We start from the raw sequence: 23,438 nt of genomic DNA on the forward strand, positions 1-23,438 counted from the left end.
TCAACTTCTCAAGCCCAGCGACCGCCCGATCTCGAGGGAGGCGATTACGAGCCCACCCCGCACTTCACGCTTTCGGATCTCGGTCCGATCGGGAGGTACCCGCATCAACAACTTTCCGGAAAAGTCTTCCCCTTCGGGTATGCGAACGCCGTCGGAGATGACCGCGTTCGAAAGCACCGCCCCGGCCGGAATCTGCACGTCGTCCCAGCATACGACGTTCTTGAGGCAGGCACCCGCCCCAACCCGGCATCGCGCCCCGAGGACGACCGAACCCTCGAGGTACATGCCATCGCCCAGGGTCGTGTCTTCGCCCCGAAAAAGGCGGGCGCAGTGGCGTCGCACACCCCAGTCCTCTTCGAAAAGCCCCTCGCGGGCCATCGTCAACGAAGCCGCCCAGTACCGTCCGGGAGTGTCCACTGTTATGAACGACCGTTCCTGGACGCAGGCAAAGACGGTCTTCTCCTCGATCAGCGCCGGCAGGAGCTCGACATCCAGGCCGCCCGGTCGACCCGAAAGGAGCTCCAGCACTGATGGCTCGAGCAGCCAGACGCCCGCGAACATCAGTCCCGGACCTCTGTCCCGCTTGTCGATCCGGACAACCCGGCCGTCGTCATCGATCGTTACGCTGGAGAATCGCGTACCCCCGCGTTTGGAACGCAGAACCAGGGTGGCCTTGGCCCGCGAGCTTCGATGGCGTTGCACGAGCTCGGAGAGATCGAAATCGAAAACGGTGTCACCATTGAGTAGCAGGAAGGTCTTCCCCGACAATCGTTCTCCCACTTTCTTGACGCCTCCGGCGGTACCGAGTAGCTCGGCCTCGCGCGACTCATGCACCTCCAACTGCGCCCGAGCCCGGTCGAGAACGGGTTCCAGGCTTTCCGCGTGATGATGCAGATTGACCACAACCTCGCGTACGCCGGCACGCACCAAGCGTCGAAACGTGTACTCGATCAGAGGTCGTCCAAGAAGCGGCAGCGCGGGCTTGGCGAGGCTCGCCGTTAACGGGCGCAGCCGCTTGCCTTGCCCCGCCGCAAGGATCATCGCGCGCGGAGCCGATCTCATGCCGTGGAAGAGGAGTCCTCCGGGAAGACCATGAACAGGGGAGCGTCGGGCGACTCCTGTCTGTACAACTCGTAGAGTCGAGGATAAGTGGAAACGAGTGCGTTCTGCATGTCGAGCTCGAGACCAGCGGCCGCTTCGGCTATCTCTTCGGGCGACGCCTCGATCTCGATGAAGTCCCCAATCGGCGTCTCGTCGAGGCACAAACCGACGTTCTTCCATCGATAGCCGGTTCGGTATTTCTCGTAGCGGAAGCGTTCCTGGAAACCGAGGGCTTCCAGGATCGCCTCGATCGCGTTCGCGTCTCCGACAGACGTCTCGATCTCGCGGCGCCCTTTGATCTTACCGCTTCCGTGGTGAGGCCCCTTGAATGTCAGCCATGCGGTGTCCCCAACCCGGCGCAGCCGCAGCGCCGCTCCGCGTTGTCGAACTCTGAAGGTCTCGGAATCGAAGAGCTGGTTCGACTCGAAGTGGCGAGGCGCCGTCAGTCGAGCGCCGAGCTTCGCGAGCCGTGACTCACCATCCTCTCGCACGGCAAGACGAAACTTGACTTCTTTTTCGATGGTGATGCTCAAGGCGAAACACTCGTGCGAGCAGTCTATCACTTTTCTGACGAACCACAGGTCCCGCCACGGAATTAGACAGGAGGCTGACGTCGGATTAAGTCGCCACCGGTTCCGCTTGTTCTCGCTCCACCATACTCACCGACACGAGCCTCGACACCCCTGGCTCCTCCATCGTGACACCATAGAGCTGGTCGGCCATCTCCATGGTTTTCCTATTGTGGGTAATGATGATGAACTGGGTCGTCTCGCGCAGCTCCCGCAGCATGGACAGGAAACGGCCGACGTTTGCGTCGTCGAGCGGCGCGTCTACTTCGTCCAAGAGGCAAAACGGCGACGGGCGGTAGCGAAAGATGGCAAAGAGGAGCGCGATGGCCGTCATCGCCTTCTCGCCTCCGGAGAGCAGCAGAACGTTCTGAAGTCTCTTACCCGGAGGCTGGGCGATGATGTCGACCCCGCTCTCGAGTACGTCGTCCTCGTCCACCAGCCGAATGCCGGCGCCGCCGCCGCCAAAGAGCTGCTTGAACGTTTCGCCGAAACCCTCGTTGATCGCATCGAAGGCTTCCCTGAATCTCTGCTTCGAGGTCCGATCGATGCGGTCGATTGCCGTCTCCGTGCTCTCGATGGCGTCGATGAGATCCTGCCGTTGTTTGGTCACGAACTCGTGGCGCGTCTCGAGCTCCCGGTACTCGTCGTCCGCCATGGGGTTGACCGGTCCGATGGCATCGAGCTTGCGTTTCAACTCCGACAGCTCCAGCTGCATCTCTCCGTCATCCCGGGCAAGCTCGGCAGGAGTAACGATCGCCGCCGCTTGCATGAGTGTGAGCTTGAACGAGTCCTCGAAGTGCTCCCGCAGGTGCCGCTCGTCCGATTCCTCGCGGGCCAGGACGACCTCCTCGGCGGCTTTTTGTTCACGGACGGCCTCGAGCTCCCGGCGTCGGGTCTTGAGTGCCTCCTCGGTCGCCTTCACCCGGGAGTTTTCCTCGGCGAGGAGGGATTCGAGTCGCTGGCCACGACCGATTTTCTCCCCCCGGGCTCGCGATACATCGAAGAGCTCCCCCTCTGCCCTGGCGATTCCCTGCTCCAACGCCGATTTTCGCGCGACGAGACCCTCCCTCTCTTTGCGACGGGCTTCGATCCGCGCGTCGAGCTCCGAGGCCCCTTCGAGCATACGATCGAGATCGAGGCGCACGGCGTCGCGCCGTTCTCTCAGAGCGGCAAGACGGGACCTCTCCTCCGCTGCCTCTGCCTGGAGCTCGTCCACGCCCGTTCGTCGGGCGCTCAGTTGCGACCGGAGCTCGTCGATCGCCCGTTCCCTCGCTCGTTTGGCCTCTTCTTCCTCGGCCAACGAAGCTTCCATGTCGATCCTCTTGCCTTGAAGAGCCGAACGTTCCGACTCCGCGCGCGAGCGCTCATTGGCGAGCACACCTCGCTTTCGCTCGGCGCGCCGACGTTCGTCGGTCAGCCGGGCGGTCTCGTGCTCGAGTCCAACCAGAGTTTTCTCCAGCGCGTGTCCTTGCTCGTGGAGCTCGCTGAGTCTCCCTCGTTTCGATTCGAGCTCTCTCACGGCCCGCTCGCGTCTGCCGCCGAGCTCCTCGACCCGCACTCGCGCGCCGGTTACCGACTCCTCCATCTCACGGATTTGTCGACGCGTCGAGAGGAGACCTTCCCCGCCTGCTCCCGCCCCGAGTATCACGACACCCGGCGGCGCGAGGATCTCCCCATCGAGGCTCACGTATGGTGCGGCCACTTCCTTGAAACATCGGAGAGCGTCTTCGAAGGTCTCGACCACTATGGCGTCGGGGAGAAAACGTATCAGCTCCTGCGGGCTGGACCGGACGCCGTCACTCAATAGACCGATTACGCCCGGCAGGGAACGGGCTTTGAGTGCGTCGAGAGTGGCGCTCAGCCCCCTGTCGGAATCCCTCGTCAACGTGCCTACGAGGAGCTCCGAACGTCCCGCTTCCGGCGAAGTACGGAAGAGGGAGCGCGCGAGATCCACATCGTTCTCGTTCTCGACCCGCACTCGCTGTAGGGCAACGTCGAACAAGGCTTCCGCGGCTCGCTCGAGCCGCCGGTCGACCTCGAGTGCGTCCGAGACCGAACCGAGGACGCGAATGCCTCGCTCTTGCCCGGTGGTAAGGAGCAGCCGCGCACCGCTGCCGAATTGCGCTCGTGCCTGAACGACTTCACGAAGCGACGCGAGTCGACCGAGAAGCTCGGAGAGCGTCTCCTTTTCCCGGGTCACTTCGTTGTCGAGACTATCGAGCTCGTCTCGTGCTTTCGCCAGGTCGGACTGAAGCGTCGTCTGCTCCCACTTGAGCGCGGCCCGTCTCTCTTGCTGCGCTCGGAGCACGTTCGCGAGCTCGACCGCCGCCGCTCCGAGCCGCTTCTCTTCGTCCTCGAGCTCCCGCTGCTCACCATCGATCTTGAGAAGCTCGGCAGCGACCTTCTCCAAGTTTGCCAGCACGCCCTGCAGAAAGTTGTTGAAGGCGGCGATCTTGCTGACGCGGTGCAAGATCTCGGCACGGGCATCCTCGATGCCCGCCTCGAGCTCGGCGAGAGAAAGCGACGCCTCCTTGAGCCGGCGTTCGCAAAGCTCCGTTTGTGCCTCGCGTCCTTCGAGCTCTCGCAGGAGAAGCTCTTCCTCACGGCGCCTCTGGTCGAGACGCTCCAGAAGCGGTCCGCGACGGGAAACGAGCTCCTCTTCCTCGACACCGATCTGCTCGCCGCGCTCCTCGAGCTCGACGATTTGGCGCTGGTCCCGTTTTATCGACTGGTCGAGCCGCTCCGTCGCAAGCTCGAGCCGATGTAGTTGCTCCCGCGTGTCGTCGAGCTCTCGCTCGTTCTCCATCCGCCTCAAGCGGCACAGCTCGAGAAAGACTTCCGCGGTCGCGAGACTCGTCGAGCGGCGCAGCTCTTCCTCGACGACGGTACTCAGCCGCGCTCGAGTGCCGGCCAGCTTGGCTTGGAGCACGGCGAACTTCTTGACCGCCACGCATCGCTCGAGTCGCTCCATCGCGCCGCGGAGCCGATGATAGCGGCGAGCCTTTCCCGCCTGCCGCTTGAGGGAGTTCATCTGGCGAGTGATCTCGTAGACGATGTCGTTGATGCGAAGCAGGTTCTGCTGCGCTGCCTGTAGCTTCAGCTCGGCCGAGCGCCTCTTGGATTTGTATTTCGTGATGCCCGCGGCTTCTTCGATCAGGACTCTCCGATCGGTGGGCTTGCTGGACAGGATGAGGCCGATCTTTCCCTGCTCGATGATCGCGTAGGCCTTGGACCCGACGCCCGTCCCCATGAAGAGCTCCTGCACGTCTCGCAGACGGGTGGGCGCGCCATCGATGAGATATTCGCTGGTGCCGCTGCGGTCGAGCCGCCTGGTGACCAGGACCTCGCTCTTTCCCGAATGAGCCCTGGCTTCGTCGTCATCGCGAGACAGGTCGATCCGGGAAACCCGGAGATTGACCTCGGACAGGGCGAGCGGCGGACGGGACTGGCTTCCGTTGAAGATGACGTCCTCCATCTTCTGCCCTCGGAGGCTCTTGGCGCTCTGCTCCCCGAGTACCCACCCGATGGCGTCGGCGATGTTGCTCTTGCCGCACCCGTTCGGCCCCACGATTGCGGTGACGCCTTCGTGGAAGGTGAGCTCGACCTTTTCTCCGAAGCTCTTGAATCCGAAGATGTCGACGCGTTCCAGCTTCATCCGGAGAGGGGAGTCTAGCACATGCCCTGTGCCTGGCCAAGAGGCCGGATACCAGATATTGTAGTCGAGAGGTCGTTATACCCCTAAGTTTAGCGTCGGACGTCGTGAAGACGGTGCCCTCACTCATTGGAAAAGGGCTCGATCCATCGAGCCTTCGTGGGTGTTCGCGCAGATGGAACTCTCCCCCGCGGTGCCGATCCATCGCGCCTTTCGTTCGGGCCCATGGACTCAGGTAGTGTCCCGGTCACGCCTGTGCTAACTTGCCGCGGTAAGCCTACCGCCGAGCACGATGCGTATTCTCGATCGTTACGTCCTGCGAGAAGTCACCCCGAGCTTCCTCCTGGGAATTGGAGTCTTCACCTTCGTCCTCATGCTGAACGAGATCTTGCGTTTCGCTCAGAGCCTCGTCACGCAGTCGGCGACTTTCGGCGAGACCCTGGGCATATTCCTGAACCTGCTGCCCAGCGTTCTCTGCCTCACCATTCCGATGGGATTTCTGCTCGGCGTGCTGATCGCCCTCGGACGACTCGCGGCCGACAGCGAGATCGTCGCCATGCGCGCGAGCGGCGTGAGTCTCTACCGACTTCTCGTCCCCATCACTCTCGCCGCCGCCTCGGCATGGCTCTTGACTTCTCATCTCATCATCGCGGTTCTTCCCGACTCCAACCAGCGAGTGCGCCAACTCATTTTTCAGGTGATGACGTCTCAGGCGGGAACGGAGATTCGCCCCCGGGTCTTCTACGACAGGTTGTTTCCCAACTACATGTTTCTCGCCCTCGATACACCGACCAGTTCGGACGCCTGGGAGAACGTGATCGTGGCCGACCTCTCTCGGCCCGAGACTCCTCGGGTCACCTTCGCCGAACGCGGACGGCTCCTCGTCGACTCGGTGAAGAGAACGGTGACATTCTATCTGGAGGACTCCGAGGTCCATCAGGTCTCGCAGAATCAACCCGATGACTACCAGCGCCAGGTTTCGCGCGAGATCTGGCTGCCGCTTCCAACCCAGACTTTCTTCCCCCCCGAGGACATCGACGTTCCTCGCGGTGCGCGCGAGCTCGGCCTGGCCGAGCTCCGGGCCTCTTACGCGGAAACGAAGCTTCCCATCTACCTGACGGAGATCCACAAGAAGTTCTCCATTCCGTTCGCATGTTTCGTCTTCGGCGTGATGGGACTCGCGCTGGGAATCCGAAATCGTAGGGATGGACGCTCTTGGGGGTTCGTCGTAAGTCTGGCGATTATCTTCTTCTACTACGTCCTCATCGACATCGGCGAGAGTATGGCCAGACATGGGCGTCTCTCTCCCCTTCTCGGTATGTGGACCGCCAACTTCGTGATGGGCCTGGGTGCGGTGTTCCTTCTGGTACGCGCGGCACGCGAGACCGGAGGATCCCACGGGCGCCTGGCCGCCGCGGCTTCGCTCGTCCGCCGCCTCGCTCGCCGGCGGCCGAGGTCCGAGCGGCCGCCCTCACCGCCGGTGGTCGTCGTCCGAATACCCCGGATCGACATTCGTTTCCCCAACACACTCGACCGTTACGTCGCGCGCGAGTTCGCGCGCTATTTCGCCTTGATTCTGGCGGCACTCGTCGTCGTTTACGTACTCGGCCTCCTCATCGACGTCATCGCCGATGCGTTCGAGAACAACGTCATGGGCAAGCTCGTATTCCAGTATCTCTTCTTCGCCCAGCCCCAGATACTGTTTCACATGCTGCCGCTGGCGACACTCATGGCCACTCTCGTGTGCTTCGCGATCCTGACCAAGACCAGCGAGTTGACCGCGGCGAAAGCCGGCGGCGTCAGTCTGTACCGACTCGCCATTCCCGTTGTTCTGTCCGGCGCCCTCGTCAGCGGTGCATGTTTCGCCATACAGGAGTACGTGCTCCCCTTCGCCAACCGCCGCGTTTCCGAGATCTTGGACGAGATCAAACGGCGCCCGGTCGGCTCGCACAACGTCCTCGATCGCCGGTGGATGATGGGTCGAGCCCAGCACATCTACAATTACGCCTACTACGACGCATCGCGGCAGATTTTCAACGGACTGGCCATCTATCGATTCGCCAACGAGCCGTTCGGTATTCGCGAGCGATACTATGCGCACCAGGCAATCTGGGAATCGGAGGCCGGCGGATGGAGCCTACAACGCGGCTGGCGGCGCGACTTCACCGCCGGAGGTAGAATCGAACGCTTCGACGAGCTCCTCGTTCGCAACATGGAGCCTCCCTCGTACTTCGTAAAGGAGGAGAAGCGGTCGGATCAGATGACCTACGTCGAGCTGACGCGTTACATCGAGGATCTGAAACGAGCTGGATTCGACGTCGTGCCCCTCGAAGTCGCCCGGCAGGCGAAATTCTCGTTCCCACTCGCGGCCATGGTAACGGTTCTGATCGGCATACCGTTCTCGTTCACACCGGGCAAGAAGGGAGCACTCTACGGAATTGGCATCGCCATCACGATCGGGCTGTCGTACTACGTGACGACTCGGGTCTTCGCCTTCATGGGCGATACCGCCATGCTCCCGTCGACGATTGCCGCCTGGTCACCCAACTTGCTGTTCGGCGTGGCCGCGCTCTACGGATTGTTCAACGTGAGGACTTGAGCCTGGCGCCGACTCATCGGCGCCGCGAGGCCCGGTGGGACGTTCCCCGCCGAAGTGCTTGATCGCGGGGCGGAGTCTCAGATCGCCGCTTTTCGCAGCTCTTCCGCCTTGTCGGTTCTCTCCCAGGTGAAGTCGGGCTCGTTGCGCCCAAAATGACCGTAGGCGGCCGTCTGTTTGAAGATGGGTCTCTTGAGCTGGAGATGATCGATGATGTCCTTCGGCCGGAGAGGAAACATCTCGCGAACGAGCCGAGAGAGCTTGCGCTCACCGACCTGGCCAGTGCCGAAAGTATCGATCATGACCGAGACGGGCTCGGCGACACCGATCGCGTAGGCGAGCTGCACCTCGACCTTCTTCGCCACCTTCGAGGCCACGATGTTCTTGGCGATGTACCGCGACATGTACGACGCCGACCGATCGACTTTCGTCGGGTCCTTGCCGGAAAACGCTCCGCCCCCGTGGCTTCCCACCCCGCCGTAAGTGTCCACGATGATCTTGCGTCCGGTGAGGCCGCAATCACCCTGGGGTCCGCCCACCACGAAGCGCCCCGTGGGGTTGATGAAATACTTCGTAGCCGCGTCGAGAAACTCGGCGGGGACGACGGCGCGGATGACATGTTGCTCGATTTCCTCGCGGAGGGTCTCGATCTTCACGAGATTGCTGTGCTGGCAGGAAACAACGACGGTGTCGACCCTGACGGGCCGGCCGTTATCGTACTCGACGGTCACCTGGCTCTTGCCGTCGGGACGCAGATAATCGAGGATCTCGCTCTTGCGGACTTCACTCAATCGTCGAACGAGCTTGTGGGCAAGCATGATGGGCATGGGCATCAGCTCGTCCGTTTCGTCGCAGGCGTATCCGAACATCAGCCCTTGGTCGCCGGCTCCCCCGGGGTCGACACCCATGGCGATGTCGGGCGATTGTTCGTTGATGGTAGAAAGCACCGCGCAAGTCTCGTAATCGAAACCGAACTTGGCTCGGGTGTAGCCAACGTCCCGAATGGTGTCACGGACGATCTTGGGCAAATCCGCGTAAGACTTGCTGGTAATCTCACCGGCAATGATGGCGATACCCGTGGTCACGAGCGTCTCGCAGGCCACTCGTGAATCGGGATCTTGAGCGATCAGGGTATCCAGAATGGCGTCGGAGATCTGGTCGGCGATCTTGTCGGGGTGCCCCTCGGTCACCGACTCTGACGTGAAGAGATGTCTACCCTCCTGGCTCATCCGGTCCTCCTCGTGCCGTTCCAACTATTTCCGAGGAAACTCTTGGAACGAGCACCGTCTTGGCTGAATATGCGGTCGTCAATAGGCGAATCAAGTCGGAACGGAGCTCGTCCAGATGTCACGAGCTGGTGACAAAACGCATACTTCTATCACAACGCCACGGGGAGATCAACGCTACTTGAATCACCGGACGGTATACGATTGAATCCAAAGGTGCCCAGGACGAACGGACCCGGAGGGCTCGCGATTTCCCCCAGAGCCTCTCGGGGAATGGGAGCCCGCGTCCCGCGGCACGATTCCGATCCCATCGCGCCACCGGTCACCAAGACCCGGCTGCGGATGCAGTTGGAAGCCGCAGTGCTCTTTGCCGTCGCGACGCTCATCCTTACCTATCCACTGGCGACGCAGCCGAGCAGCCTTTCCCGCTTCGACAACGGAGACGCGCGGTTGAACGCCTGGGCCATATCGTGGGTATCTCACCAGCTCACACACGATCCCCTCCGGCTGTTCGAAGCGAATACGTTCTACCCCCTTCCTCATTCGCTGGCCTTTTCCGAGCACTTGACGCTGCATGGCCTGCTCGCCTTTCCGCTCCTCACGCTCAGCGACGACCTGACGCTGACCACCAACCTCCTGCTCCTCGGCTACATCTGGTTCTCCGCCTTTGCCATGTACTGGCTCGCGAAAACGCTCACTGGGAGTCATGCCGCAGCGCTGCTCGCGGGATTATTCTTCTCGTTCGCACCTTTTCGCTTCAACCGACTTCCTCATATCCAGATGCAGCTCTACGCCTTCCTTCCTCTGTTGCTCTTGAGCCTTCATCGATTTCTTCTCACGAGACGACGGATATTTCTTGTCGGGCTGAGCGCTTTTTTCGTGCTCCAAGCTCTGGCAGGAACCTATCTGGGTGCCATCGCCGCCGTCGCACTCTCGGTCGGGCTCGTGACTCTCACTCCTTTCGCCCGCCTCGAAGGACGCGATGTCCTCGCAATTGTGCTCTCCCTCGGAGCCGCCGCCGTCCTGCTCGTTCCGTTCGCGGTCCCTTACCTATGGGTCAATCGGGAACTGGGCGTCGAGTGGGATCTCGAGGGGATGGCGTCGCTTTCCGCCACCGCCTGGTCCTACGCAGCGTCCGGGGCTCGTCTCTACCGTCCGGCATTGGAGGTCCTCCTCCGGGGGCGCGAAGTCACCGACTATCTCTTTCCCGGATTTACTGTTCTCGGTCTCGGCGTCGTTGGCGCCTGGGATCTCGCCCGGCGCCCGGGACGGCGCTCGATCTTGCTGTGCTACACCACAATCCTTGTGGTCGGCGTTGCCGTGTCGCTGGGTCCTCGTCTTCCGCTCTATCCCTTCCTCTACGAGCATGTGGTTTTCTTCCGGGGTCTCCGAGCACTCACTCGATTCGGGCTCCTGCCTCTTTTCACGCTCACCGTCCTGTCGGGCTACGCCATCTCATGGCTGTTCGAGACAATGCATCGCCAACGCACCCGAAGGCTCGTGGCCGGGGGGATTGCTCTCTTCTTCGTCGCCGAGTCGGTGACGCTCCCCTATGACTTTCAGCCCCACGCCGACGAGCCTCCCGAGGTCTACCGTTGGCTCGCCGAAGCGGGACCCGGCCCGATCGCCGAGCTTCCCTTCAAGGTCATCGACACCAGGTACATGTTCTGGGCCCGACACCACGGTTTCCGATCCACCCTCAACGGCGACAGCGGCTTCATCCCGGTGTCCCACCAATGGATGAAGATCGCGCTGCAACGATTCCCTTCCTCGGATGCGATCGCCTTGCTGAGATCACTCGATGTGAAGTACGTCGTACTCCACCTGCCCGCTTTCAGAAGACCCACTCTCCTCCGGATCCTGCGAACGCTGCCGGACCATCGAGATGCTCTCCTGCCGGTGCGTGATTTTGGAAAAGAGCTGGTGTTCGAGGTCGTTTCCGATGGAGAGACAACCTCGGTGCAGGCGACGACGGATTGGCAGACGCTCGTCGTCATCGAGCCTCATCGAGGGCGTGGAGAAGAAGGTCTGCTCAGCTTTGACATCGAGCTTCCCCGAACGTCCCGGCTACGAGCGATTCGCCTGCACTATGGCTCGGCGCCACGAGTGCCGGTCGAGCGCGTCGAAGTTCTCGGAGATTCCGGTGGAAACGAGGGGCCCGAGACACGATTCGCGACGCCCCCGGACTGGCCCGCAGTGAGCGAGCTCGTGCTCGGGCTTCTACGAACACCGCAGGACGGTACCCAGACGGTGGTCGTCGAAGACGTGTGGGAGCACCGCCTCAGACTCCGCCTTCATGGGCTCGACGGAGAGCAACCCGAGCTCACGACCATCGAGCTTCTCGGGAGCTTTTCGAGCTCAGCGGGTCTTTGAAGTGTCATGCAGCCTGGCTAGGCGCGCTCCCAGCTGAAAACCGGGAATCGAAAGGCGGGTTCGAACCCGACGGAGCGATAGAGCTCCGCCGCGGCGGCGTTGCCGCTCGAAACCATGAGTGAAAGCGTTTCGTAACCCAGGCTCGAGAGCCGGGCGGCGGCGTGGCCGATCAGGGCGCGGCCAACTCCCCGACGCTGGAAGTCGGGCGCGACGGCGAGCTGGGCAAGATGGGCTTTGTGCCGCGCCGTTTCGGTCACGAGGCAGAACCCCATGGCCCGGTCGCTGACGCGGTGTCGCGCCATCGCCGACGCTTCCACAATCGCCGCTCCGCAGCCCCGCTGGCGTAGAATATTGTTCAACAGTTTTCGGCAACCGCAGTTCGTGCGGTACAGCTCGTTCATCTCGGCGTCGACGCCACCCCGGTGAGCCCCCTGCATGAGATCCGATGCCTCGGAGAGGTTCCAGGCTCGAAAGAGTTGCAAGCACGGCGCGCCGTCACCCTGGGCCGCGACCACGCGAAAACGCTCGAGCGGGAGTCGATGGAAATCGCGCCAATGGAGTCTGAATCCCTCGCGCTGGAAAGAGGAGACGAGCCAGGAAGCATCGGGCGTGATCAGCTGGCTCTCGATCCGGCGGATACGGCGTGCCCGCAGCTCGCCCAGGAGTGAGCTCAACAGCATATGTGCCAGGTCACCTCGACTCCACCCATCCATTGGCCGTTCGTCGGGTACGACGCCGAGACCCGAGACGACGGCGCGATCGCCTTCCACGAGATAGTACCCGAAGGCCGACGTCCTGGCGCCGATGCGCACCGCTTTGCCTCGCAGGCTTCCCCGCTCGAACGCCTGACGAAGCGATGCCACCGCCGCGCTCACATCCCATTCGAGTTGCTCACGCCAGATGGCGATCTCCAGTTTCCAGAAGCGTTCGAGCTCAGTCGAAGGGAGCGAACGGAGGTCGGCGACCTGGAGGCTTGCGACCGATGGACGAGGGGCGACGGTGCTCATGGAAAACGTCTTCATTGTATCCTGAAAGCATGTCGAGCGTTTCCCGCAGAGACTCGTCTTCGATGCAGGCCGTGATCCTGGCGGCCGGTCGCTCCACGCGAACTTACCCACTGACACTCAATCGGCCGAAACCCCTGATTCCGATTTGGGGACGGCCTCTTCTCGAGCACCAGCTCCGGCAGCTTCCAGAGAACGTCGGGGAGGTGCTGCTCGTCGTGGGCTACCGCCGGCATCAAATCGAGAGGCATTTTGGATCCAGTTACGAAGGGCGGCGACTCCTCTACGTCGAGCAGACCGAGCAGCGAGGCACGGCCCACGCACTGATCGCGGCCAAGCCCTTTCTCACCGGTCCCACGGTCGTGCTGAACGGCGACGACTTCTACCACCGAGACGATCTCGAAACGCTCACTGTCGGCGGCAGAGGTCTTCTGGTCACGCGAGCGAAGGACCCTCAGAACCGAGCCGTCGTCACCATCGAGGACGATCGAATCGTCGACATCGTGGAAAAGCCACGAAACCCTCCGCCAGATGCCTGGTGCAGCGTAGGCGCCTACTGCGTCGAGCACGACGATTTGGCGTTGCTGGAAGAGGTCGCGCCGAGCGTTCGGGGCGAGCTCGAGCTGCCCGACTGGGTCCTCCTCCTCGCTTCTCGCGAGCGGGTTCACCCATGCCCCATCCGGAATCTGTGGATGCCCCTCACCTATGCCTGGGATGTCCTGCAGACCATGAACCAGCTCTGGAACGATCCGTTGGGGGTCGAGCGAATCGGTATCGAGCGCCAGGAACGTACTCTCGCCGACGTCGAGATCGAGGGGCCGGTGTTCATCGGTGACGGCGTGGCCGTGGGACGCGGGGTTCGATTGATTGGTCCCTCCGCGATCGGCGAGGGCACGAGCATCGGTGAAGGCGCGATACTGGACAACGTCGTGACTTTCGAGGGGGTGCGGATTGGCGCCGGATCGACGATTACGAGCTCGGTCCTCGGTGCTCGAGTACGTGTCGGCGAAGGGACGAAGCTGCCGGCGCGGCCGGGAACGGAGCTCTCCATCGACGTCAACGGCAAGACGGTGGTGCCCGAAATCGCTCGACTCGGCTCGATCGTCGGCGACGATCGCGTAATCGAACCCGGGCGCGTAGTCCCCGCAGGCAGACTAATCTAGCCGGCGTTACGAGACGCGTTCGTCCTCAGTTCCGGTCCCGCGACAGCGAGCGAAAGTACTCCTCGACGAGCTTCTTGTACTCCGCGGGCACCTGCTCCGAGCCCGCGAGGAAGAGCTCCTCATCGCCGATGCCTTCGAGCTCCCGTCTGAGCCAATACTCGAATTGCTTGAGCTCGGTGAGGACTTCCTCTTCCAGCTGCTCGAGCCCGAGAGGATTGAGATAGATCTGTTTCCGGTCGAACTCCTCCATCCTCCGGATGATCTCCCCGAGATCGGGAACCTCCAGGTTCTGGCGCGCGAGCTCACGTCTCAGAGACTCCGCGTCGGTCACGCGCTCCCGGAACTCGCGGCGGAGCTGCCGGATCTCCTCGGTTGAGAACGTTCCCGGCTGGTAGCTCGGCCCGCCGCGCGCACCCGGTCCAATCATGCCCGGCCCATTCGGGCCGTCGGCCGGGCTGCTGGCGCCTTCACCGGATTGCGCGCCCTGTCCCGGTGAATCTGACTCCTGCCCCGTCTGCTGCCCATCGCCGGGGCTGCCGGAGGGCTCTCCCTGATTGGCATCGCGGGAAGTTTCTCCTTCGGCTCCCGGCTCGTTGAGCCGTCGTTCTCCCGGACGATCTTCCGCGGAACCGGTATCACCCGTTCGGTCGCGAATGCGCTCGGACAGCGATTCCAGGTTGCGCACCAGATCTCTCGTCTGATCGATGGCTTCGGTGACTTTGGTCTCATCCGACTTGCCAATCGATGACGCGGCTTCACCGAGCTCGTTCGCGAGAGACTCGATGTCCTCTCCAATCAGCTGTTCGAAGTTCTGGGCATACTCCGGGGAGCGACCTTGAACGACGCCCTTCGAGTAACGAATCTTCTCCTTCAGTTTCGTATCCCGGATCGAATTGGCCGCCTCCTGGATCTTGCGCGAGGCCTCTTTCTCGTCGCCGCGGGACTCGCGCGCCATTCGATCGAGTTGCGATTCCAGGCTCTCGACCTGGTCGGCGAGCTCGTCCTTTCTTTCGAAGATCCGCTGCAAGCGCTCGCCCCGGTCGGCCCCGTCGGCCGGAAGTTTCTCGACGTCGGAGCGGACGTGCTCCTGCTGGGTCCGGATCCTTTGAAGCTGGTCGGCGGCTTCCTGCATGTCGCGCTCGAGTCTCACCGATCGATTCTTGTCCAATAGCCGCCGCGCATCCTTGAGCTTGTCCAGGGCCGCAAGGCCCTCTGCGAGGGCGCCGTCGTCTCCCCGGGCTCCGGTACGGCGCATCGAATCGGCGGCCTGCTGAAGCCTGCGTGCCGTGTCCATGAGGTCGGGGAGAGAGTGCTCCCGGGCGAGCTTCTCGAGGCGCCTCGCCAGCTCCTCGGTCTCGTCGGCGAGCTCGCCCTGCGAGCCGCCACCTCCACCGCCCATTTGATTGCGAAGACGATTGGCTTGACGTCTCAGCCTCTCGTTCTCCTGCTGTTGGCGCCGGGCGAGCTCCTGCAGTCTCTGTAAGGCTTCGTCCACTTCATTGTCGACGGACTGCTGCTGACCCCGCTGGACGGTCTCGTACTGGTTTCGAAGCTTGTCGAGCTCGAGCTCGAAGAGATCGGCAAGATCTTCGGCGGAAGCCGCTTGGCCACCACCTCCGCCGCCACCGCCGTCGAAACTGACCTGGACGTCTCGGAAAACGGCATCGGCACGCTGCAGGTGCTGGAGCGCACGCTGCTCGGGAGGAAGAGCCGCATCGGGGTCCTTGGCCGTAAGCTTCTCCTCTGCAGGCCCCATCTCCTCGATGGCCTTTCGCAGCGACTCGCTGATCGTGGCAAAGTCGCCGTCCATCTGGGTTATGCCTCGATTGTTCATCCGCCTGAGGAGGTTCTCGACCTGCTCCCGGAGCCGCCCCTGCATCAGCGCCACGGTGGTAACGTTCTCCTCCCAGTCGCGCTTCTCGTACTCTTTCCGGTCGCGGATGAGCTTGAACGTGGCGGCAACGATCTGTCGCTGACGAATGGACAGCGTTCCCTCCATTCCCGCGCCGCCACCGCCACCCGGCATGCCACCCTGAGCCTGGCTGTAACGCCGGTCGAAAGGCCGAGCCTCGATGAAATAGATATCGGTCGTCGCCGTCTGCGGCCCGCCTACGTAGTCGCTGTCGGTCGCCCGAGCATAATAGGACACGAAATCACCCGGGGTGAGCCCGAACTCCTCCAAGAAGAACGTGTGCCCCGCGGAGAACTCCCTCTTTCCCGCCCCGTCGTGGAGGGTGACGATCCGTTCGTCGCCTCCGTTGACCGAATAGACGATTTCGAGCTTCGCCAGGCCGTAGTCGTCTTCGCCCTTCACCTCGGTGAAGACCTCTTCGATGGGGTTGACTTTCGTGTCTCGCCCCGGTCTGAGGATCGTCACCGATGGGGGTTGATCCTTGAGGACCTCGACGGCGTAGTCAGGTGATGCCGCCTGCAACGTCCCGTCGAACGCCTCGAGCTCGATGTGATAGAAGGTGTCGTTTCGAACTTCGAAGCTCGCCGTCAAGATTCCGTCGTCGCGGATCTCGAGGGGAACCGGCTCTTGTTCCTCGAGCTGGAGGATGCCTCCCGCGACCCTGACGGTGCTCTGGATCTCGAGTCGCACCTCGGTCCCTCGAAGCGCGGCGACGTCACCGCCGTCTTCCACCCGGTGGGGTGAAAGGCCGGTATAGTCGGGAAAGTGGTACTCGATGTCGATCTGCCGCACGTAAGGAAGGTCGGAAACCTCGATGCGGAACATGTCGGAGCGAACCCCGTTCGACTCGACGAAGTATTCGGTCGCGGAATCGAGGTCGAACAACATGAAGTGGTACAGTCCCGTTTCCTCGTCCCGGGTCATCGGCCAGCGCTTCCAGTCGTTCTCCCCATCCGACTTCAAGCCGATTTCCGTTTCGGCGGAATCGAATCCAGACAGCTCCGCGGTCACCAGCTGATCGGCGCCGCGAGCCAATCCGACGTCGCCGGGATCCACGAGGATCATGTAGGGGCTGGCCGCCTGCGCGCTCCGCATCGGGTTCAAAAGCAAGCCGGCACCGTACCTCATGAACGCGGGGCTGAGCAGAACGGCTATCATTCCCGCCACGGCGACGGCGGTCAGAACCGCGGAGCTCCTTCTCAACGCGTCCCGCTCGATGCTCTGCCCATCGTCGATCGCCTCGCATCGATCGACGGTTTGCTCGATTAGCTTCTTGATGAAGGCGGGCGACAACGATTGGCGGGCGCGACCCTCTTCGCTGCTCCCCATCTCGACGGCGCTCGAGACCGCCTCCTTGAGCGACGGATCGTGCTCCTCGATATAGAGGGCGACCTGATGGTTCGTGACTCGCTTGGCGAGGGGGCGCACGAGGAAGCGCAGGGCAAGCCCCAGCAACGCCATGTAGGTGAATATCCGAAACAACCGCACCGACCAGGCGCTGTAACGGAAATACTCCATTCCGTAAGCTGAGATCGCAAAGGCCGAAAGACCGAACACGATGAGAAAAGCGACTCCCTTGAGCGCATTCCTCAATCGCCATCGGTTGCGTACGCTCCGAATGACTCGGATGAGCTCGGTATACTCGTCGGCGAGGGTGCTGTTCATGGATTCTCCACCAGTTGGTGCCTCCCTGGGCGCGCGACGCCACGCCCAACTCTCTCTAGTATAACCAGTTTGGGTGTTGCCGCGCTCCGGTTCCGCTCCGCGACCGTGAAGCGATGGAAGCGGGCACGGCACCTCCTCACGAGCCCGGTACCGGCCTCAGGCCGAACGCGACAATCGGTTCGACAGGATCGTTTCGCAGGCCAGGATCGCGAAGGCAACGACGAGGAGATACCACCAGTTGGACTGGCGATTCTCTTGCTCCGCGGGTGTTTGACTCACCGAACCCTCGGCCGGTCCCGAGGTGTCGTGAAAGGTTATCGCGGCGACGAGCTCTTGAGGATCCAGGGTGGCGAGATCCGATTCGGTTAAATCGAGATTGGACGCCAAGCTCGTCGACGCGCTCGGTGACGTTCCCGCGAGACGTATCTCGTAGAAACCCTGCTCGTCGAGCGTCACCAGTGGACGGCCCTCGTCGGGGACGATGGCTCGTGTCACCGACGACGGAGTCGTGACGAGAAGCTCCCCTTCCCCCGGCTTTTCTGCCATCATCTTCCAGTACCGCGTGAGGTCAGTCACTTCGCCCACCGAATGCCACGGATTGGCCTCGGTGTATCCCGCTGCGTACTTCACGAGTTGATGGGCGAAGGGAAGGAACACCGGTTGCCGCGCGAGATCGTTCCAGAACGTATCGAGGGTGGACGACCACACGAGGATGCGACCGTCGTCGAGCTTGCTCTCGAGCAAGGCGGGGGCGCCATCATCGAAGCGAGCGAGGACGCCGTGGCCGATGGTGGCGGCGTACGCGCGGTAGCGAAAGAACTTCGCCGAAGAGAAATCGCCGCTGTGGGGAGCGGAGAAGAGCTCGAAAACCGGGCTTCCGTAGTCGAGATAGGACAAGGTCCCCCCGAAATCACGCGCACGATCCACGACGCCGGCCAATGGAGCGGGAAGCAGCCTCGAGGCCGCTTTCGAGAACGCATCGGGTCCGCTCGCCTCTCCGAGGACGACGATCAGCCCCCCTCCCCCGCGGACGAAGCGATCGAGCAGAGTGGCGGCCTCATCGCTCACCGAGGAGACATCGTTGAGCAGCACGACGTCCTTGCCGGTTAGATCGGAAGCCCTCAGCTGACCCATCGGTCTCGCAACGACGCTGAAGGATGGCCGATCGCCGATCTCGAGCGCCCGCTCGATGTAGAGACGCTGCCGCTCGGCGCGTCCAGAGCTCCCTTCCGCCAGCAAGACGGAGAGCGCCTGGCCGGGCCATACGACGAAATGAAAGGTGTCGTCCGCGATCAGATCGTCGTCGTCGATTCGAATCGTGCCTCGGGCGACCCCGGCGGGGAGCGTCAACGGCTCGAAGCTCACGATCGAAGATGTGTTGGGATTCAGCTCGAAGGGCTTCGACTGGACAGAGCGGCCGTTCAGCTCCACGTGAGCGCGGCGGGAAGCGGGCACCGCATCGGCTGGCGCCGCGAAGGCAACTCGCGCCGAAGCGGTGAGGCGCTCGCGCCCCGATTGACTGTCGCGTTCGAGGACGACTTCGGTGACGGAGAGATTCTCCGTCGCCTCGGTGCTCAGATTCACTGGAATGAGCGAGGTACCCGCGGGAAGCCAAACGTCTTCGTCACCTTCCCATCCGTTACGCTGGAAATCGGAGACGAGAACCACTTCCCGGTTGTTTCGGTCCGACTCGTCCACAATCTTCTTCGCCAGCTTGAACGCGGGCTCGTAACGCGTCGTGCGGTCCGAAAGCTCGATGGCATCCACCAGCGAGAGGACCGACTCACGATCGGACGTGGGCTGATTCATGATCTCGGCACGGTTGGAGAACACGATCAGGGAGACGCGGTCGTTGGGATCGAGCGACTCGATCCGGGAGCGCGCCTCGGCTTTCGCTTCAGCCAGTCGATCCCGATAACCCATGCTGTAGGAATTATCGACGAGGAGCACGGTTTCCCGCGGTCCCAGAGGCGAGGCGGACGCTCCTAGGGGTGACTCGAAAAACGGCCGGGCAAAAGCGAGCACCAGAAGAAGCAACGCCAGGCAGCGAAGAGCGAACAGGAGAAGGTGTCTGAGCTTCTGCCGGCGAACGGAACGATAGGGGATGCGGCGAAGGAACATGAGCGAGGGAAACTCGACGACGTCCTTCTTCTCGCGATGGGTGAGATGAATGATGACCGGCACTACCAGGGCCAGGGCACCGAGGAAAAACAATGGTGAAAGAAACGTCATCATCGTCCTTAGTTCGTCGTCGAGACTCTTCCCGAGGCTCCAGCGTTCGTCATCATCTCGTTCTCGTCAGCCGCTCGCGGGTCGCGAGGTAGTGGAACAGAGCATAGTCCAGAGGAACCGAGGTATCGAAGAGCGAGTAGTCGATTCGGTTGTCTCCCAGCGTTCTCGTCAGTCGCGAAACGTGGTCCTGGACGAGGCGACGGTACTCCTCGCGGAGATAATCTGGGATGATGGGAACGGCCTCACCCGATTCGATGTCCCGGTAATTGGCGGCGTCGTCATAGGGGAAGCTAAGCTCCGCGGGGTCGAGCACGTGGAAGACGATGAGATCGTTGCCCTTGTAGCGCAGGCCCTTGACCGAGTCGAGGATCGATTCTGGCTCGTCGTAGAGGTCGGAAATGAGAACCACGATTCCGCGACGGTGGATGGCCTCGGCTACTTTGACCAGGGGCTTGGCGTAGTTGCTCGCGCCGACGGATTTCAACCGGTCGATAACGTGCAGCACGATCTCGAGATGCTTGGCCGAGGGGGGCACGAAATCGACGATGTCCTCGTCGAATGTGACGAGTCCGATCCGATCCCGCTGCTTCTGCGAGAACACGGCCAAAGACGCCGCGAGATAACGAGCGTAGTCCAGCTTGGTAATGCCTTCGCTTCCGAAATTCATCGACCGGGAAACATCCAGGAGCAGAGTCAAGCTGGTGTTCGTATCGGCCTCGAACTCCTTGACGTAGAAACGGTCGGTGCGGGCAAACAGACGCCAATCGATCTGTCGGATATCGTCGCCGGGCATATAGGCCCGGTGCTCGGCAAAATCCACCGACCGGCCGAGATAGGTCGAGCGATGCAGCCCGCTGATGAAGCCCTGCACGACACTTCTGGCCAGAAGATTGAGATTGGAGATTCTGGCGAGAACCTTGGGCTCGACGAAGCGACCCAGTCTCTCGTTCTCTATTGCCGACCTTTTGGCCATCGAGCTACATCTGGGATTTCGATACCGGCACGGCGTCCAGCAGCTGGTCCACGATTTTCTCGGAAGTCACCCGCTCCGACTGGGCATGAAAGTTGATCAGAATCCGATGGCGAAACACCGGGCGGGCAAGGGCACGAACGTCCTCGTAGCTGACGTGATAGCGACCCCGCATGAGGGCACGGGCCTTGGCTCCCAGAACGATGTATTGGGCGGCGCGAACGCTCGCACCGTACTCGACCCACTTGTTCACGAAGTCGGGGGCCCCCTCGAATCCCGGTCGCGAGGTCCGGGCGAGGCTCACGGCGTATCGCATGATCGCGTCCGAGACGGGCACCTTTCGTACGAGAGTCTGAAAAGCGAGTATGTCCTCGCCGGTCACGACGTTCGCGAATTCATAGTCTTGAACCGCGGTCGTGTTGCGGACAACCTCGAGCTCGTCCTCCAGGGGCATGTAGTCGATGATGATGTTGAACATGAACCGATCCAGCTGGGCTTCGGGAAGCGGGTAGGTGCCCTCGAGCTCGATGGGGTTCTGGGTGGCGAAGACGAAAAAGGGCTCCTCCAGCGTGTAGGTACGGCCCTGAATGGTGACGCGATGCTCTTGCATGGCCTCGAGCAGCGCCGACTGGGTCTTGGGAGGGGTCCGGTTGATCTCGTCGGCGAGGACGATGTTGTTGAAAATCGGACCGGGCATGAAGACGAGCTCCCGCCTTCCGGTCTGGGGATCCTCCTGCACGAGATCGGTGCCGGTGATGTCCGAGGGCATGAGGTCGGGGGTGAACTGGATGCGGGCGAACTTCAGGTCGAGGACCTGAGCGACGGTGTGCACAATCAGAGTCTTGGCCAGGCCGGGAACGCCAGTGACAATGCTGTTGCCGCCGACGAAGAGGGACAGGAGCACCTGCTCGATCGCCTCCTCCTGACCGACGATGAGCTTCCGGAGCTCACGGGTGATGTCTCCGTAAGCCTTCTTGAGCTGATCGGCGAGATCGATGTCTTCGGCTTTTTCGAGCGCCGTGGTGTCGTCTTCTTTGTGAGCCAAGGGTCTTCCTTTCTCCGCCGCCTGGTATCGGCGAATCAATGGGTCATGCCGTAGATGACATAGTTGACGCCGAGCTTGAAGGCCTCGTTCGATATGTCGATCGGAACCCAGCCCGTGCCCGACCACTCCCAGTAATCCCCGACGTCGTGGTTGTAGTTGGCGATGACCATCAGGCGCTTGTCGGGATCGTTGTCTTCGAAGATACCGTAATACACCGGCTTGTAGCCGGGGAAGGTGGGATGCTCGAAGTCGAGTGTCTCGATGTAGAAGAACGAATCGAAGATCGGGTGGCTGACGTCCAGCTCGACGAGCTGGTAGTCGGGGAATACTTTCCGCATCTGCGTTTCGAAGTTGTACCACTGCCATTCGGTGATGAAGTCGTCGACGACGAGGAACCCGCCTTTCAAAAGATAGGTTCTCAGGCTTTCCGCCTCTTCGTCGGTCGGCATCCAGAAACCGACTTCGCACAGATAGGCCCAGGGATAGCTAAACAGCTCCGGGTCGTCGAGCCCGTAGATGTTGCCCTTGCCCATGTTCGGCTGGATCGTCGTGTGATGCTCGAGGATGGTCATCAGGTTCCGCTCGGCCTGGGGATAGTCGTGATTCCATTTCAGATCGAGTCCACATTGATAAGGACCCCGTCCCCATCGCGTCGGCACGAACTTGAACCGAACGAACGTGAAGAGTCCGATGTAGGGGAAGTTCTCGTAGGGGACGTCGATGCCTCGAAGCAGACTCGCGGCGAGGGGCGTGGTCACCGAGGCCAGCACCAGGCCGATGATCGCGATCCCGATGCGGCTTCTCACCGCTCGCTCCCCGACGACAGCTCGAGCAGGAGAGCCAGCCCCTCCTTGAAGCCCGGCGCGATTTCGAGCGAGCGCAACAATGCGCGTCGGGCGCTTTCCCGATCGCCCGCCTCCTCATAGGCCCGCGCGAGATCGTAGTAGCCCTGGGCGCGGTCCGTCGTGAGCGCGAGGAGCGCTCGGCGTTCGAGGACCACGTCGCTCTTGCGTCCGAGGTTCCGGTTGAGCTCGGCGAGCTTCCGGTGGGTAGAGGCCTCGAAAGGATAGATATAGACCGCGCTCTCGAGAACGGCGGCAGCCCGCTTCGCGTCGCCGAGCTTCTCGTAGAGCTCGGCGAGCTTCAGGTGCGCGTCATAGTGGTTTTCGTTGAGGCCCACGAAGGTCTGGAGCTCGCTCGCCGCGCGCTCCAGATCGCCGCGCTCTTCATGAATCTCCGCAAGAAGCAGATAGGGGCTTCCCTCCTCGGCGAACTCGGGGAAGAGCGATTTGGCTCGCTCGAGGTACTTCTCCGCGGTCTCACGATCGCCGCCTCGAAACGCCACCCGCCCCGTTTCCAGCTGGGCAATGAAGTCGAACTCGTCCTCGGCCGCTCGCGCCCGGAGCTCCTCCACCGAGGGCGCCTGTGTCATCCCGCTCGAGTCGTCCGCCGGCAGCCGCAACGAGCTCGCCTGGGCGTCGAAACGCTCTTCGAGATAGGATTCGAACCTCTGATCGAAGGCCTCGAGCGAAAGCCCCAACACTTTGCCGAACACGTCTTTGGTGGCGAGCCCTTGCCGGTAGCCCTCGAGAATGTCGCGGATCGCCTGGAATCCGAAATCTCTCTCGATGAGCTCGGCGACGAGAGAGGCCTGATAGTAGGAGATTCCGATCTGCTGCGGGTAGGTTGGCCTCATGAAGCCGTTGTTCAGCTCGTCGATGGGAAGAAGCTTCTCGCGTTTGTAGGCGGCGAGAAACCCGAGGTTCACGTCGTCTCCCCAGCCCGGCCGAGCCCGGCGTTCCTCGAGCACCGAAAGCCCTTCCGATAGCCATCGGGGAACCCGGTGTTCCGTCATGCCGAGGGTCACACTATGCGCCAACTCGTGCCAGAGCGTCGAAGCCCAGTTGAACTGGCCCTTCGGTCGTGCCGA

General features: G+C 62.1%; 14 protein-coding genes. 3 read left to right on the plus strand and 11 right to left on the minus strand.

The annotated features are described in order from the left end of the window. From VEK15_15820 to smc, 3 genes are all read right to left on the minus strand, one after another. Nucleotides 1-1,062 (minus strand): NDP-sugar synthase, encoded by a 1,062-nt coding sequence (locus tag VEK15_15820; GenBank protein HXV62168.1) that lies wholly within the window; start codon nt 1,060-1,062, stop codon nt 1-3. Then, nucleotides 1,059-1,634 carry a class IV adenylate cyclase gene (gene cyaB / locus VEK15_15825; GenBank protein HXV62169.1) on the minus strand — a complete coding sequence of 192 codons (576 nt, stop codon included), beginning with the start codon at nt 1,632-1,634 and terminating at the stop codon, nt 1,059-1,061. The genes VEK15_15820 and cyaB overlap by 4 nt, the downstream gene beginning before the upstream one ends. An 85-nt stretch (nt 1,635-1,719) precedes the next feature. Beyond that, a complete protein-coding gene (smc, locus tag VEK15_15830) occupies nt 1,720-5,325 on the minus strand; it encodes a chromosome segregation protein SMC (GenBank protein ID HXV62170.1) in 3,606 nt (1,201 codons plus the stop codon). A 289-nt stretch (nt 5,326-5,614) separates the two neighbouring features. Between smc and VEK15_15835 the strand changes: the two genes are divergently transcribed. Continuing rightward, nucleotides 5,615-7,921, plus strand: coding sequence for an LptF/LptG family permease (locus tag VEK15_15835; protein ID HXV62171.1), 2,307 nt, complete (start codon nt 5,615-5,617; stop codon nt 7,919-7,921). 77 nt (nt 7,922-7,998) lie between these two features. Here VEK15_15835 and metK read toward each other — a convergent pair whose 3' ends face one another. Then, entirely contained in the window at nt 7,999-9,147 is a 1,149-nt protein-coding gene (metK, locus tag VEK15_15840) for a methionine adenosyltransferase (GenBank protein HXV62172.1), read from the minus strand. Between the two features lie 270 nt (nt 9,148-9,417). Here metK and VEK15_15845 point away from each other — a divergent pair, with 270 nt between their 5' ends. Further along, the gene (locus VEK15_15845) at nt 9,418-11,517 is read left to right on the plus strand and encodes a hypothetical protein (protein ID HXV62173.1); all 2,100 of its coding nucleotides are present in this window, start codon (nt 9,418-9,420) and stop codon (nt 11,515-11,517) included. 17 nt (nt 11,518-11,534) lie between these two features. Here VEK15_15845 and VEK15_15850 read toward each other — a convergent pair whose 3' ends face one another. Next, nucleotides 11,535-12,524 carry an N-acetyltransferase gene (locus VEK15_15850; protein ID HXV62174.1) on the minus strand — a complete coding sequence of 330 codons (990 nt, stop codon included), beginning with the start codon at nt 12,522-12,524 and terminating at the stop codon, nt 11,535-11,537. A gap of 62 nt (nt 12,525-12,586) precedes the next feature. Between VEK15_15850 and VEK15_15855 the strand changes: the two genes are divergently transcribed. Beyond that, entirely contained in the window at nt 12,587-13,684 is a 1,098-nt protein-coding gene (locus tag VEK15_15855; protein HXV62175.1) for a sugar phosphate nucleotidyltransferase, read from the plus strand. Between the two features lie 25 nt (nt 13,685-13,709). Here VEK15_15855 and VEK15_15860 read toward each other — a convergent pair whose 3' ends face one another. From VEK15_15860 to VEK15_15885, 6 genes are all read right to left on the minus strand, one after another. Beyond that, nucleotides 13,710-17,261 (minus strand): DUF4175 family protein, encoded by a 3,552-nt coding sequence (locus tag VEK15_15860; GenBank protein HXV62176.1) that lies wholly within the window; start codon nt 17,259-17,261, stop codon nt 13,710-13,712. 156 nt (nt 17,262-17,417) lie between these two features. Further along, on the minus strand, nt 17,418-19,496 hold the full coding sequence (locus tag VEK15_15865; protein ID HXV62177.1) for a BatA domain-containing protein: 2,079 nt from the start codon (nt 19,494-19,496) through the stop codon (nt 17,418-17,420). Nucleotides 19,497-19,545: 49 nt separating this feature from the next. Next, entirely contained in the window at nt 19,546-20,466 is a 921-nt protein-coding gene (locus tag VEK15_15870) for a DUF58 domain-containing protein (GenBank protein ID HXV62178.1), read from the minus strand. Nucleotides 20,467-20,470: 4 nt separating this feature from the next. Beyond that, a complete protein-coding gene (locus tag VEK15_15875; protein ID HXV62179.1) occupies nt 20,471-21,508 on the minus strand; it encodes a MoxR family ATPase in 1,038 nt (345 codons plus the stop codon). Nucleotides 21,509-21,543: 35 nt separating this feature from the next. Then, nucleotides 21,544-22,314: a DUF4159 domain-containing protein gene (locus VEK15_15880; protein HXV62180.1), complete on the minus strand. Its 771-nt coding sequence runs from the start codon at nt 22,312-22,314 to the stop codon at nt 21,544-21,546. Further along, a partial coding sequence (locus VEK15_15885; GenBank protein ID HXV62181.1) for a tetratricopeptide repeat protein occupies nt 22,311-23,438 on the minus strand: 1,128 nt, incomplete at its 5' end. The genes VEK15_15880 and VEK15_15885, both read right to left, overlap by 4 nt.

It is taken from the genome of Vicinamibacteria bacterium (assembly GCA_035620555.1).
Classification (GTDB): domain Bacteria; phylum Acidobacteriota; class Vicinamibacteria; order Marinacidobacterales; family SMYC01; genus DASPGQ01.